Consider the following 13530-nt stretch of genomic DNA (forward strand, 5'->3'; position numbering starts at 1 on the left):
CGGACAGGTCGGATTTGGTCATAGACTGGATTGACAGTGAGATCAAATATGCACTATGATAAATAAGAAGAGGGGCATAGATGACCCGGAACCGCAGGGGAAAGTGGTTTCGGGTCTTTTTTCTGCCAGTGGAGGAGGAAACTTCGTATGTATGAAAAACTGCGCCGCCTGCCGCCTGTCGGCATGCGCATCATCAAATCAGCGGTCGGCGTCATGCTCGGCTTTGTCACCTACTTCCTGCGCGGCTGTCAGGGAGCACCGTTTTATACGGCGCTGTCTGTGCTGTGGTGCATGCGTCCCTATGATGCGGATTCCAAAAACATGGCAATTCAGCGCACGATTGGCACATTTCTCGGCGGCCTGTACGGATTGATTGTCATCCTGATTGATCTCCATTCACCGCTCAATGGCCATGAATTTGCGCGGTTTATGGTAGTTGGCCTGTGTATCATCCCAATCATTTATACGACGGTATTGCTTGGACGGCGCAATGCCTCTTATTTTGCCTGTGTTGTGTTTCTCAGCATTACGGTTATGCACATTACTGACCCGAATCCGTATTTGTTTGTGTTAAACCGTGTGCTTGACACGCTGATCGGCATTGCCATCAGCATGGTCGTCAACCGCGCCCGCCTGCCGCACCGCACGCGGCGTGATATCCTGTTTGTCTCCGGCATGAACCATACATTGACCGAATGTGAGACACTGAACAATTACAGCAAGGTGGAACTCAACCGCATGCTGGATGACGGCATGAATTTTACTGTTTCCACCATCCGCACGCCTGCCTCGCTGGTGGAAGACCTGCGTGACATCCGTCTGCGGCTGCCGGTTATTGCGATGGATGGCGCGGTTTTGTACGATATCAAGGAAAACCGTTATCTGAATACGGCGGCACTGCCGGCAGAGGATACCCATGCATTGTGCACCCTGCTGGAACAGCAGGGAATGGATGTGTTTGTCAACGTCATCGAGGACAACCGCTGGATGATTTATTATGACATGCTGTGCAATGAAGCAGAGCGGAGTATTTATGCAAAGCTGCGCCGTTCGCCATATCGCAATTATATGCACCGCAGGCCGCCGGAGGGGACTCGGGCAGTTTATCTAATGGTGATTGAACACCGTGACCGCGTGCAGAAAGTATATGACCTGCTGGAACGTACCGGCTGGACAACCCGCTGCCGCGTGGTGTCCTATGATTCGGATGATTACCCCGATTATCGGTATATCAAAATTTATCACCCGCAGGCGACGCGGGAAAATATGGCAGCCTGTCTGGCGCAACGCATCGGCATGACCAATGTCGTGCGCATCGGCAGTGTGCCGGGGCATTGTGATGTACTGGTACCGCATGCGGGAAATGCAGCGGTAAAAAAGCTTCGACAGCTGTATGAGCCATATCTGTGGGAAAAAGATATGGTACCACAGCGCTGTACCGCTGGAGAGATGGCATCAGATGCATAAAAAAACCGCAGCCGCGACGGAATGGGAATTCCGAAACGGTCTGCGATTTTATTGTTGCTGCAATGGAGCGGCGTTACAGATTCGCCGCGCAGTAGGAGCGGATCGAATGGACAGCGGATGCTTCGTTTTCGCCGTCTGCGGATACACAGATGGTATCGCCACAGCGGATGTTCAGCCACATGACGGCCATCATACGAGATGCGCTGACGCTGGTTTCGCCCTTCTTGATTTCAATGCAATCGCCATGCTCCTTACTGATTTTTGCAAGAGCAGCTGCGGATCGGCAGCAAATGCCGTGGTCGCGTGTGATGGTATACTGGAACTGTTTCATGATAATCCCTCCTTGTTCCAATTTCTTATGCTCTCATTATAATCGGGACAAAGTTGAAAAAATAGCGGCATAACAATCAAAATACGGGAATCATTGCGTGGAAAAATTACATATGTTCCTGAAAAGTAACAAAGGTAACAGAAGATCGCCAGGATGTGCTCAGTTGCGTTTACACAATTTTTGCAATTCATAAACAAAAAATATGCAAAAACTCCAAAGCATAGAAGTCGGGATATCTGGTCATGCTAAACGGAAAACAAGAAAAAAGGAGGCGGCTGCATGGATTTTGTACGCACGGCGCTTACTGCGCTGCTTTCCATCGTCGCACTGTTTGCCATCACCAAGCTGATCGGCTACCGTCAGCTGGCACAGCTGAGCGCGTTTGATTATATCAATGGCATTACCATTGGTTCCATCGGCGCGGAGCTTTCCATTGCAGAGGGAAAGGAATTCTGGGAGTGGCTGATTGCACTGGTTGTATTCGGCGTTGTGACATGGCTGCTGTCGGTGGCTTCCGACCGTTCGATCAAAGTCCGGCGCGTGGTCAGCGGACGGGCGATTGTTCTGCTGGACAACGGAAAAATATATGATAAAAATTTCAAACGCGCGCATATGGATATCCATGAATTTCAGATGGAATGCCGCAAGAGCGGATATTTTGATCTGAGTCAGGTTCAGACTGCTGTGCTGGAATCCAACGGCAGCATCAGCATTCTGCCGGTCAGCCGGACGCGCCCGGCAACGCCGGAGGATCTTGCACTTGCCGTTTCACAGGAAACCATGTGCGCCAATGTCATTATGGACGGAAAGATCATGGACAAAAACCTGCAAAACCTCGGATATGATATCACATGGCTCAAAAAACAGCTCAAACGAAAGGGAGAGAGCACGGTTTCAGATATTTTTCTCGCAACGTGTACCGATGACGGCGTGCTGACTGTTTTCCCGCGCGCGGACAGAGAACACAGGGATATCCTCGAATAGTGCAGGATGAAACTTTGTGAAACTTTTGTGTCTCCGCTTCTCAGTGTACAAAAACTGTGCTATACTATATTTGAATTTTTATATCTACAGCAAGTTTGAGATAACACACGACACCAGAGGTGAATGCAATACAATGAATCGGAAACTTGCAGGCTGTGCAGCGGCAGCTGTGTTGTGCACCTGCCTGCTCTGCCGCACGCCTGCGGCAGCAGTCAGCCTGGAGCAGCCGTCCGGGCAGACAGACAATTTGTTGAAGGCAGCAGATCAGGCATCGCTGCTTCCGTCCAGCATGGACGGACAGCAGGCCGGCCAGCCGATCACACGTGAGCAGATGTGCGGTTTGGCGGTGCGGCTGTATGCTTCCCTGACCGACAGGGACTATAGCAGCCTGATGGAGCAAAGTGCAGCACGCCGCAGCGTGTGCCCGTATACCGACACGCAGAGTGCGGATGTGCGGCAGGCGTGGCTGCTCGGACTGACGGAGGAAGAAGACGGAATACAGTTCCGACCGGATGAACCGGCAAACCGGCAGCAGCTGATTGCCATGCTCTACCGCGCGATGCAGCAGAGCGGCAGTGCAGTCGGTGTATCGGAAAATGAAATTGCCGAGACACTGTACAGCTATTCGGATGGAGTATCGGTATCCGATTGGGCACAGGACGGCATGGCCTATTTTGTGCGCGAGGGCCTGACGAGCGGCACAGGTGGGAATATGCTCGGCTCCGGTGAACCGGTCAGCGCGGAGCAGGCTGCTGTGCTCACCTATCGGGCAGCAGCAGCGGTACATACCGGGCGCGGTGTGAGCAGTGCGCAGGATATCAGCTCAATTGCGATGCATTCGGGCACGAATGCTGTCAGCTGGACGGGCTGCGGCGCAGATTATTACCGCGTATCGTTCTATGCGTCGGCGGACTTTTCCACAGCGCCGGTGCTGACCGAACAGGTCGCATCTGCCGGAACCGGTGCGCAGGAGTTCGCACTTCCGCAGGAAATTGCGGAGCAGCCGGGCGTGTGGTACTGGTCGGTTGACGGATTGGATTGTACCGGAAAACTGGTTGCATCGTCTGGACAGACCGCACCGCTGACCGTTACGGCACAGGCAGAGGATACCGAATCCGGTCTGTATATCCCGGATTCTCCGGTCATTGCCCAGCCGGATATTATTTCGGATACCATTCCGGACGGACTGGCATACAGCGGCGAGAGCTACAGCGAAAAGGTCGCGCGTATTTTCGGGGCGGGTGCCGGCTATCATAAATATGCCAATTCCACTGAGGCGGAGAGCCATCAGGTGACCATCAGCGTACAGGTCTGGGATTTTGATGCCAATGGCAACAAAGTGACAAAGACCAAGCGTTTCCAGATCCACGAGGCGCTCGCGGCGACGGTACAGCAGATCTTTGGCGAAATTTATGCGAGCGGCGAACAGTTCCCGATCAAATCGCTCGGCGGTTACTGCTGGCGCGGCAATGGCTCGTCCTCGGAACACTGTCTCGGTACGGCGATTGATATCAACTGGGAAGAAAACTATATGTGCACCAACAGCGGCGTGGCGCTGACCGGTTCGCACTGGTCCCCGGGCAGCGACCCGTATTCCATCCCCGCAGACAGCGCGGTGGTACGCATTTTTGCAAAGTACGGTTTCAGCTGGGGCGGTACATGGAACAGCAAAAAGGATTACATGCATTTCTCGTACTTCGGTACGTGACGCGGAATATGAAAAAGGCGCACTGCATTGCAGTGCGCCTTTCAGCCTGTCGAAAAAGTCGCCGAAAGGCGGCTTTTTCTGTTATAATAAAGATAAGAAAGACAGGTGATAAAATGATAGTAAAAGGGAAGGAAAACAGAGAGGCAGTAGAGATTGTAAGTCTGGATATGTTAGTGCCCGAGGATCATCTACTGAGGAAAATAGATGCAGCAGTAGATTTCAAACAAATTTATGAATTTGTAGATGATTTGTACTGCAAGGACAACGGCAGGCCAAGTATCGATCCGGTAGTATTGTTTAAGATTGTAATGATACAGCACATATATGGGATACCATCGCTCCGGCGGACGCTGGAAGAAGTGAATATGAATGTTGCATACAGGTGGTTTATCGGTTATCCATTGAATGAACAGGTGCCGCATTTTTCAACAGTAAGCTATAATTTTAAGCATCGTTTTACAACAGCAACTGTAGAATATATATTTCGGTGGATATTGAACACAGCAGCAAAGGAAGGATTTCTGGATACGAGTGCAATTTTTATCGATGGGACACATATCAAAGCAAGTGCAAACATGAAGAAAAAAGCACGAAAAGCTGTTCCAGTTGAAGCAAAACGATATGCAAAGGAGCTGCGGGAAGAAATTAACAGAGATCGCGAAGAACACGACAAAAAGCCATTCGATGATGATGACGATTCAACACCGCCAAAGGAGAAAGAAATAACAGTTTCGACAACGGATCCGGATGCCGGCGTATTCCATAAAGGTGAACACAAGAAGTGTTTTGCCTACGAAGCGCATACAGCCTGTGACAAGCATAATTTTATTCTCGACGTAGAAGTAACAGCAGGAAATGTACATGACAGTGTAGCATTTGACCCGTTATATGACCAGCTTTGCGAACATTACCCAGAACATAAAACGATAGTAGCAGACAGCGCCTACAAAACTCCTTCGATTTGTAAACGTATTTTTGAGAGTGGAAGAGTATTATCTACAGCATATAAACGTCCAATGACAAAGAAAGGCGGTCATGAATGGTGGAAATATGTTTATGATGAGTATTATGATTGTGTAATCTGTCCGGAGTATAAAACACTTCATTATGCAACAACGAACAAAGATGGATATCGTGAATATAAGAGCAGGTCATACGTCTGCGAACATTGTCCGACCAGAGAGCTGTGTACATCGAGTGCAAAGTTTGAAAAGACTGTCACCAGACACGTATGGGCTGATTATGTAGAGTTGGCAGAAGACGCACGTCATATGACTGAATATCGTGACTTATATAAACTCCGACAACAAAAGATTGAACGTGTATTTGCAGATGCCAAAGAAAAGCATGGTATGCGCTATACACAATATCGAGGCTTGGCTCAAGTTACCAACTGGGTGAAGCTTAAATTTGCTGCCATGAATCTGAAAAAGCTGGCTATGTGGAAGTGGAAGATCCATTTCCCTATTCCAGTTTTCCGGCTTTTTCCCTATATGTGCCAAAATCTGGCTCTCGCTTAATGCGCAGCCGGGTTCTTCGACAGGCTCAAAGGCGCACTGCATTGCAGTGCGCCTTTGCTGGCGTATGGCGATATCAATCAGGCATCCGGGGCGCTCATCTCTGCATCCGCTTAAAATCCAGATAGCCCTGTAAAATCAGCGATGCGGCGACGGCATCTACATTTTTTTTGTGCTTTTTCTGCTTTTTGCCGGACGCGTGCAGGATGGCGTGCGCTTCGATGGTCGTGCGGCGCTCGTCCCAGTAGATGACGGGCAGACCCGTGCGTGCTTCCAGCTCTGCACCGAGTGCCTTGCATTTTTCTGCGCGTTCGCCCTGCGTCGCGTTCATGTTCTTCGGCAGGCCGAGCACGATTTCTTCAATTTTTTCCTTTTTGGCGAGTGCAGTCAGTTGCTCCAGAAGATCTTCGGTGTTCCAGGTGGCGATGACCTGCGGCGAGCCGGCGAGAAAGCCGGTCGGATCGGAGATCGACACGCCGGTGCGTGCGTCGCCGTAATCGATTCCCATGATTTTCATAGTGATTCCTTTCCGTCGTGTGTTTTTTGTATTGTAGCACAGGCAGGGGAGGGATGCAAATTGCATTGCACTTTGCGCGCCGGGTTGCTATAATATAGGACAGTAGAGAGCAGGAGGAGCGGGAAACATGGCAGTATCCAAAAATAACCGCCGAAAGGGCAAAAAACGGACAAAGGCACACGCCGCACCGGTGCGGCAGACAGAGGAAAAGCAGGAGCCGTCGAACAGGGGAGGATATGACTGGTTCAATATGGCTGGCCTTGCTATTATGCTGGCAGGCTTCCTCGGTGCGATGTTCACGCAATACGGTCTGGTCTTCTATCCGATCACATTCGTCGGCGCGGTCATGGGACTGGTCAGAACCAGATGGGACACCTGGCCGCATAAAGTCACCGTGATCTGTTATATCGTCTACTGTATCGCGGTCGCAGGCATGTGGATCGGCATGCTGACCGGCAGAGTGTCATAAGCCTTTCCGGGCAAATACCAAATCAAAGGAGCTTTATCCATGGCAGTATCCAAAAATAACCGCAAAAAGGGCAAAAAACGCGCGCAGAGCCATCGCGCACCGGTTACCGAACAGCAGCGCAAACAGGAGCTTCAGGTCGACGAGGCAATGCAGCAGAAGGAAAAAAAGCGCTTCCGCATGAGCCTGGTTGCAATTGCCGTTATGGCAATCGGCCTGTTTGTCGCGTGGAAATGGTCGCGCCTGATCGGCTATCCGATTACGTTTGTCGGCGGCCTCGTCGGGCTGTATGCCGCACGCCAGCAGGACAAGGGCCGCAAGGTCACGATCGTCTGCTACAGCATCTACTGCGTCCTCGTGGCATATATGTGGATTGTTGAGTTTATAGCGGCGTAACGCGCACTGAAATTTGTGGAAAAGAATCAATAAAAACAGCATTGACGAGAAATACCCTGCGTGTTATAATGATAACACCTATGCAGGGTATTTTTTTTGCTCTGAAACGCAGAGCAGCCTGCAAAGGGAGGCAATTATTTAAGGAGGTGCCGTTATGCGCGTTAAGGTAACCCTGGCATGCACCGAGTGCAAGCAGAGAAACTACGACACAATGAAAAACAAGAAGAACAATCCCGAGCGTCTCGAGATGAACAAGTACTGCCCGTTCTGCCGGAAGCACACGTTGCATCGTGAGAGCAAGTAAGGCTGGAGAAAGGATACGGCTTCATGGCTAAGAAAGAGCAGAACGCTTCTGAGAAGAAGCAGAAGAACTCCGCAAAGGAGAAGAAGCCGGGCTTCTTTTCCAGAATTGGCAAGTGGTTCCGCGATCTGACGAGCGAATGCAAGAAGATCGTGTGGCCGACCCGCAAGCAGACAGTGAACAATACACTTATCGTTGTAGCCACCATTCTGGTTGTCGGCGTGTTCATCTGGATTCTGGATGCAATCTTTAATCTGGGCATTACAACGCTGATTACTGTGGCTGCGTAAGCGGAAAGGTTTGAGAACTGATGTCTGAAACACCTAAGTGGTATGTCATTCATACCTATTCCGGCTACGAAAACAAGGTAGCCTCGTCCATTATGAAGGCGGTTGAAAACCGCAAGCTGTATGATCTCATCACCGACGTGACCATTCCGGTCGAGACCGTCCGCGAGGTAAAGGACGGCAAGACCCGCGAGGTGGAGCGCAAGCTGTTCCCGGGTTACGTTTTGGTTAAAATGATCCTCACCGACGAAAGCTGGTATCTCGTGCGCAACACGCGCGGCTGCACCGGTTTCGTCAGCCCCAACTCCAACAAGCCGCTCCCGCTCACCGACGAGGAGGCTGCACAGTGGGGTGCAAACACACGCGACGTTGAGGTTGAGATCAGCTACAAGGTCGGTGATTCCGTTCGCGTCTGCGGCGGCCCGTTCGTCGACTTCGTCGGCGTCGTCGATGAAATCGACGTGGGACAGAACCGGGTTCGCATTACCATTCCCGTGTTCGGACGCGAGACCCCGGTTGAGCTCGAACTCAATCAGGTCGAAGTCGTTGAGGACTGATGTCCTCGTCTGGCAGGTGGGAGAGCGCGTCCATCTTCTGAGATGACAAGCGTCTCGCCATTACCACATTCTTCAAGGAGGTGCTATACAAATGGCACAGAAAGTAGTAGGATTTATCAAGCTTCAGATTCCGGCAGGCAAGGCAACCCCCGCTCCTCCGGTAGGTCCGGCACTGGGCCAGCATGGTGTTAACATCATGGCTTTCACCAAGGAATTCAACGAGCGCACCAAGAATGACGCAGGCATGATCATCCCGGTCATCATCACGGTATATGCAGACCGTTCGTTCTCCTTCGTTACCAAGACCCCTCCGGCTGCTGTCCTGATTAAGAAGGCATGCAACATCCAGAGCGGTTCCGCAGTTCCGAACAAGACCAAGGTTGCTACCATCAGCATCGAGGACGTACGCAAGATTGCAGAGACCAAGATGCCGGACCTCAACGCTGCTTCCATCGAAGCTGCTATGAGCATGATCGCAGGCACCGCCCGTTCCATGGGCATCACCGTCTCCGAGTAAGTTTTTTGCCCGAAGACCTGAGTTATTCATATTCATGTGCTGACGGCAGCCCGTGCCGTCTGGTGGGAGGAACTTCGTTTCCGAATTAACCACTAAAGGAGGATATTTATCGTGCGCAAAGGTAAAAAGTATATTGAGAGCGCAAAGCTCGTAGATCGCAGCAAGCTCTATGACACCGAAGAGGCTCTGGACACCGTCGTAAAGACTGCCAAGGCCAAGTTCGATGAGACTGTAGAAATTCACGTAAAGCTGGGCGTTGACTCCCGTCACGCTGACCAGCAGGTTCGCGGCGCTATCGTTCTGCCGAACGGCACCGGTAAGCAGGTTCGTGTTCTTGTCTTCGCTAAGGGCGACAAGGCACAGGCTGCTATCGACGCAGGCGCTGAGTTCGTAGGTGCTGAGGATATGGTTCAGCGCATCCAGAAGGAAAACTTCTTCGACTACGACGTCGTTATCGCAAGCCCGGACATGATGGGCCTGGTTGGCCGTCTGGGCCGCGTTCTTGGCCCGAAGGGCCTGATGCCGAACCCGAAGGCAGGCACCGTAACGATGGACGTTGCCAAGGCTGTCAAGGAAGCAAAGGCTGGTAAGATCGAGTATCGTCTGGACAAGACCAACATCATCCACTGCCCGATCGGCAAGGTTTCCTTCGGTACCGAGAAGCTCGCTGAGAACTTCAACACCCTGATGAACGCAATCATCAAGGCAAAGCCGGCTGCTGCAAAGGGCCAGTATATCCGCTCCTGTGTTGTCGCTTCGACCATGGGCCCGGGTGTCAAGGTCAACGCTGCAAAGCTGGGTTCTAACTAAATTTTTTCCAAAAGCCTTGACAGGCTGGCGGACAGCTGTTATAATTTAATAGCTCGTTCAAAGACAGCAGGAGATGGACAACCATCCTAACTGGCGCAAGTCATCCTGCCGAGGCAAGCATTTTGATGAGAATTTTCATCTGATGATTTTTCATGCCCTTCTGTCTTTGAGCAGAAGGGCATTTTTTCATGTCCCTATCATTTTTATGGAGGTGAAACAGACTATGCCTAACGCAAAGGTTCTGGAACAGAAGAAGGCACAGGTTGCTTCTCTGGTTGAAAAGATCAAGAATTCCCCGGCTGGTGTCCTGGTTGACTACAAGGGCATCAACGTAGCAGATGATACCGCTCTCCGTAAGGAGCTGCGCGAGGCTGGTGTTGAGTACAGCGTTGTAAAGAACACCATGCTGAAGTTCGCTGCACAGGAGCTGGGCTTCGACGGCTTCATCGAGCACCTGCATGGCACCACCGCTATCGCAATCGGCTCTGACGACGTTGTCGCTCCGGCTAAGATCCTCAGCAAGTTCGCAAAGGATCACGAAAACTTCAATGTCAAGGTTGGTTTCCTGGAAGGTGCAGTAGTACCGGTATCCAAGGTTGACGAACTGGCCAAGCTGCCGAGCAAGGAAGTCCTTATCGCTCAGACGCTCTACAGCTTCAACTACCCGATTATGCAGCTCGCTATTGCGCTTAACGCAATCGCTGAGAAGGGCGAGGCAGATCAGGAAGCTCTGGTTTCCACTCTGGTCGCTGAGAAGACTGCTGAAGCAGCAGAATAAGTTCTGCGTGCAGGGAACGTAACGTTCCCAATCCCCACACATTTAATTTTGAAATTTGGAGGTTACTACCATGACTGTCAATGAAATTATTGATGCCGTCAAGGAACTGAAGGTTCTGGAACTGGCTGAGCTGGTTAAGGCTCTGGAAGAAGAATTCGGCGTATCCGCTACTCCGGTAGCTGTTGCTGGTGGTGCTGCTGCTGGCGGCGAGGCTGCTGCTGCTGAAGAGAAGACCGAGTTCGACGTTGTCCTGACTTCCGCAGGCGACAAGAAGATCAACGTTATCAAGGTTGTTCGTGCGATCACCGGTCTGGGTCTGAAGGAAGCTAAGGCTAAGGTTGACGAGGCTCCGTCCACCATCAAGGAAGGCGCTTCCAAGGAAGACGCAGAGTCCATCAAGGCTCAGCTGGAAGAGGCTGGCGCTTCTGTAGAGCTGAAGTAAGAGATTCTTACATCGGATCAAAATTTACAGCAGGTTCCGTTTGGAGCCTGCTGTTTTTTTGCTTTTTCAAACTGTCATATGATGGAAGAACTCACGAAAAAAGCCATTGCCCGAGGGCAATGGCTTTTGATTGGATGCTGTGTCTGATGGGGCGAACCGGCGGACCGTCTGTCCGACAGGTTCGCGCTCGCGGGAGCGAGCAAGACATCTTTCTTTTGCCTACTTTTCTTTCTATGTAGAAAGAAAAGTACGGTGGAGAAAGAAAAGTACGGTGCAAAAAGAAAAGTGCGGTCAGATGAGCAGATCCGTGTCCTTGTCGTTGCATCTCTTGTGCAGCGTTGCGCGGACAGCGCCCGGGCCTGCAATCAGCTCGTTGAAATATTCAATGACGCGATCGCCGCAGCCGATTTCAAACAGGTTTACACCAAACAGTGTGCGGTCGGACAGAATCGGATACAGCTGCTCATAGGTTGCCGTGCTGCCGAGCGTGATGCCTTCCAGCTTGCCGCGCAGGGACTCCATCAGCGGATCGGGGCTGAGCTGCATCGGCTCACCGTTGTCATCCACGCCGAGCAGGTAACGCAACCAGCCTGCAATGGCGAGCGGGATAAAGCGCAGATGAGAAACGCGGTGCATCGGAACCGGAGAATTATAGTAATTGCTCAGAATCTGGCCATAACGCGTGCCAACCTTCTGCGAGGTGTCAGTCATGATGCGCGCTGCCGTATCGTTCAGGTACGGGTTCGGATAGCGGACAGTCAGAATCTCATGGACGAATTCATCCGGATCGAGAACGCCCGGGTCAGCACCAAGCGGCATGCATTCGACATGGCTGAGGTTGGTGATAAACGTGCGGATATCGTCATCATGCACGATGCAGTTGATCGTCTCGTAGCCGAGGAGCATGCCAAATTCCGCCATTGCGGTATCCATCGGGTTCAGCGTGGAGCATGCCTTCATCTCCATGCTCTTTTCGACGATGCGACCGGAGGTGAAGATGATGCCGAGCTGCTCCAGCGGCGGATGTCCGTTCGGGAACAGATCCTCCATCAACAGGTACTGCGGGGACTCCGTGTTGACGAAGCAGGAAACCCAGCTGCCCTTTTCGGTCTTCGCTGGCTTGACCAAATCCAGACCATCCTTGCGCAGGACGGTTGCAATCTTCGAGCTCGGAAACGGGGTGATCTTATCAATCATGGTGCGCGGATAGGAGACCTGACCGGTCAGATACGAGAATTCCATCGCATCGATCTTGCCGTGCTGGAACCAGCTGTTGATAATCTCAAACATGGCGCGCTGGAGGCGATAGCCGTTGTTGGAGCAGTTGTCCATGGAAACCAGGGCAATCGGTGTGCCGCACGCATGCATACGGCGCAGGCACAGGCATGCCAGCTTACCCATGAAGCTGCGGCAGCCGACCGGGCCGTTTTCCATATCTGCCTGTACGTCCGGAAGATAATTCCTGTCCGGACCACGCAGAATATATGCCTTTTCCGTGATCGTCAGGGAGACCATTTGCAGCGACGGGTTACAGAAGATTTCGCGCACGCGGTCAAATTCTGCGCTCATTTTGAGGGATTCGGCGATTGAGCCGACAACTTCCTTCTTCAGTGCGCCGTCGGCATACAGCGTGACACAGATGGACAGATTGTCAAACGGGCGGAACGCCTTGTCGATGATCTCCTCATCATATGCCTCGCAGCAGATAATGCCCTTGTCCGTCAGGCCGGCGGTCAGCATACGCTGTGCCAGTACAGCCGGGAACGCACGGAAAATATTTCCTGCGCCGATGTGCAGCCAGGTTGGCTCAGCTTTTGTTTTTGCGCGCATATCCGCAATGTCGTAGTCCGGGAGGCGATAGCCCTTCCAGTTTACCTTCTTTTCCAGATTTTCCAGACTCAATTTCATTCTATATCTCACCATTCCTTTGCATTCAATCAGAAAGATACCAAGATTACCTATAGTATACCAAACATGTGCGCGTATTTCCAGTCAATTCGCACAAAAAGTGGGGGGCTTTATAGGAAATTTACACGTATTCCACTAGAATTATCCAAAGCAACGGAAGAGGTCGGTTCCAGAAAATGGACTTGACAAAAATTCGACAGCTTGCTAGAATACGGATATTCAGAGGGAGTGTTACAATTCGTAATGTTCAGGGGCGCACTGCGCGCTGTTCAGCGGGGAAGCTGTCCCTGTGAGGCTAAGAAAATGCTAAGAAATAACAGGAAATTTGCGGCAGCAGCGCAGTTGATGTGATTTTCGGAATGTTCTGACATAACTTTTGGCTGAGCGGGGAAACTGGCAGGTACGGCGGCATAGCTGCGCCGGTCTGCTGCAGAACGGGTCGGCGCGCGCCCGGAACAGGTTTTTTCTGCAATGCATCGTTGGCAAATCCTGAGATCCGGATGGATTTTTGCGGTTTCTCGCCTTGTTTTGCGAAAAGCTCCAT

The 13530-nt window shown here is 51.6% G+C and carries 17 protein-coding genes and 1 other annotated feature; of the genes, 13 read left to right on the top strand and 4 right to left on the bottom strand.

The genetic code is table 11. From position 1 onward, the window contains the following. The first annotated feature begins 147 nt into the window (after window positions 1-147). Window positions 148-1467, top strand: a complete 1320-nt coding sequence (locus tag ACLM7Z_RS06510) for an FUSC family protein (RefSeq protein ID WP_087018736.1) — start codon at window positions 148-150, stop codon at window positions 1465-1467. 73 nt (window positions 1468-1540) lie between these two features. Here the strand turns inward: ACLM7Z_RS06510 and ACLM7Z_RS06515 are convergent, their stop codons facing one another. Beyond that, the gene (locus ACLM7Z_RS06515; RefSeq protein WP_087018734.1) at window positions 1541-1798 is read right to left on the bottom strand and encodes an HPr family phosphocarrier protein; all 258 of its coding nucleotides are present in this window, start codon (window positions 1796-1798) and stop codon (window positions 1541-1543) included. A 279-nt stretch (window positions 1799-2077) separates the two neighbouring features. Here ACLM7Z_RS06515 and ACLM7Z_RS06520 point away from each other — a divergent pair, with 279 nt between their 5' ends. The 3 genes from ACLM7Z_RS06520 (at window position 2078) to ACLM7Z_RS06530 (ending at window position 6010) form a co-directional block, all read left to right on the top strand. After that, window positions 2078-2782 (top strand): DUF421 domain-containing protein, encoded by a 705-nt coding sequence (locus tag ACLM7Z_RS06520; protein ID WP_087018730.1) that lies wholly within the window; start codon window positions 2078-2080, stop codon window positions 2780-2782. Between the two features lie 133 nt (window positions 2783-2915). Next, window positions 2916-4490 carry a M15 family metallopeptidase gene (locus ACLM7Z_RS06525; protein WP_273349019.1) on the top strand — a complete coding sequence of 525 codons (1575 nt, stop codon included), beginning with the start codon at window positions 2916-2918 and terminating at the stop codon, window positions 4488-4490. A 113-nt stretch (window positions 4491-4603) separates the two neighbouring features. Continuing rightward, complete coding sequence (locus ACLM7Z_RS06530; RefSeq protein ID WP_435645385.1) at window positions 4604-6010, top strand: IS1182 family transposase; 1407 nt, start codon at window positions 4604-4606, stop codon at window positions 6008-6010. A 94-nt stretch (window positions 6011-6104) separates the two neighbouring features. Here the strand turns inward: ACLM7Z_RS06530 and ruvX are convergent, their stop codons facing one another. After that, the gene (ruvX, locus tag ACLM7Z_RS06535) at window positions 6105-6524 is read right to left on the bottom strand and encodes a Holliday junction resolvase RuvX (RefSeq protein WP_273349020.1); all 420 of its coding nucleotides are present in this window, start codon (window positions 6522-6524) and stop codon (window positions 6105-6107) included. Window positions 6525-6651: 127 nt separating this feature from the next. On the opposite strand from ruvX, the gene ACLM7Z_RS06540 reads away from it, so the two are divergent. The 9 genes from ACLM7Z_RS06540 to rplL all read left to right on the top strand — a co-directional run bounded on the left by ACLM7Z_RS06540 (window position 6652) and on the right by rplL (window position 11078). Further along, window positions 6652-6993 (top strand): hypothetical protein, encoded by a 342-nt coding sequence (locus tag ACLM7Z_RS06540; protein WP_087018724.1) that lies wholly within the window; start codon window positions 6652-6654, stop codon window positions 6991-6993. 39 nt (window positions 6994-7032) lie between these two features. Next, on the top strand, window positions 7033-7386 hold the full coding sequence (locus tag ACLM7Z_RS06545) for a hypothetical protein (RefSeq protein WP_087018723.1): 354 nt from the start codon (window positions 7033-7035) through the stop codon (window positions 7384-7386). Window positions 7387-7540: 154 nt separating this feature from the next. Beyond that, window positions 7541-7690, top strand: coding sequence for a 50S ribosomal protein L33 (gene rpmG / locus ACLM7Z_RS06550; RefSeq protein WP_087018721.1), 150 nt, complete (start codon window positions 7541-7543; stop codon window positions 7688-7690). Between the two features lie 23 nt (window positions 7691-7713). Beyond that, entirely contained in the window at window positions 7714-7977 is a 264-nt protein-coding gene (gene secE, locus ACLM7Z_RS06555; protein WP_087018719.1) for a preprotein translocase subunit SecE, read from the top strand. 20 nt (window positions 7978-7997) lie between these two features. Then, the gene (nusG, locus tag ACLM7Z_RS06560) at window positions 7998-8531 is read left to right on the top strand and encodes a transcription termination/antitermination protein NusG (RefSeq protein WP_087018717.1); all 534 of its coding nucleotides are present in this window, start codon (window positions 7998-8000) and stop codon (window positions 8529-8531) included. 91 nt (window positions 8532-8622) lie between these two features. After that, a complete protein-coding gene (gene rplK, locus ACLM7Z_RS06565; RefSeq protein ID WP_087018715.1) occupies window positions 8623-9048 on the top strand; it encodes a 50S ribosomal protein L11 in 426 nt (141 codons plus the stop codon). Window positions 9049-9159: 111 nt separating this feature from the next. Next, complete coding sequence (gene rplA, locus ACLM7Z_RS06570; protein ID WP_087018714.1) at window positions 9160-9858, top strand: 50S ribosomal protein L1; 699 nt, start codon at window positions 9160-9162, stop codon at window positions 9856-9858. Window positions 9859-9897: 39 nt separating this feature from the next. Next, window positions 9898-10053: a sequence feature (ribosomal protein L10 leader region), on the top strand. A 28-nt stretch (window positions 10054-10081) separates the two neighbouring features. After that, window positions 10082-10636: a 50S ribosomal protein L10 gene (rplJ, locus tag ACLM7Z_RS06575; RefSeq protein ID WP_087018712.1), complete on the top strand. Its 555-nt coding sequence runs from the start codon at window positions 10082-10084 to the stop codon at window positions 10634-10636. Between the two features lie 70 nt (window positions 10637-10706). Then, window positions 10707-11078, top strand: coding sequence for a 50S ribosomal protein L7/L12 (rplL, locus tag ACLM7Z_RS06580; protein ID WP_087018710.1), 372 nt, complete (start codon window positions 10707-10709; stop codon window positions 11076-11078). 291 nt (window positions 11079-11369) lie between these two features. On the opposite strand, the gene ACLM7Z_RS06585 is transcribed toward rplL, so the two are convergent. Both ACLM7Z_RS06585 and ACLM7Z_RS06590 read right to left on the bottom strand, forming a co-directional pair. Next, window positions 11370-12986: a mannitol dehydrogenase family protein gene (locus ACLM7Z_RS06585; RefSeq protein ID WP_087018708.1), complete on the bottom strand. Its 1617-nt coding sequence runs from the start codon at window positions 12984-12986 to the stop codon at window positions 11370-11372. A gap of 295 nt (window positions 12987-13281) precedes the next feature. Next, complete coding sequence (locus tag ACLM7Z_RS06590; RefSeq protein WP_087018706.1) at window positions 13282-13530, bottom strand: hypothetical protein; 249 nt, start codon at window positions 13528-13530, stop codon at window positions 13282-13284.

This window comes from Butyricicoccus porcorum, assembly GCF_051246315.1.
Classification (GTDB): domain Bacteria; phylum Bacillota; class Clostridia; order Oscillospirales; family Butyricicoccaceae; genus Butyricicoccus_A; species Butyricicoccus_A porcorum.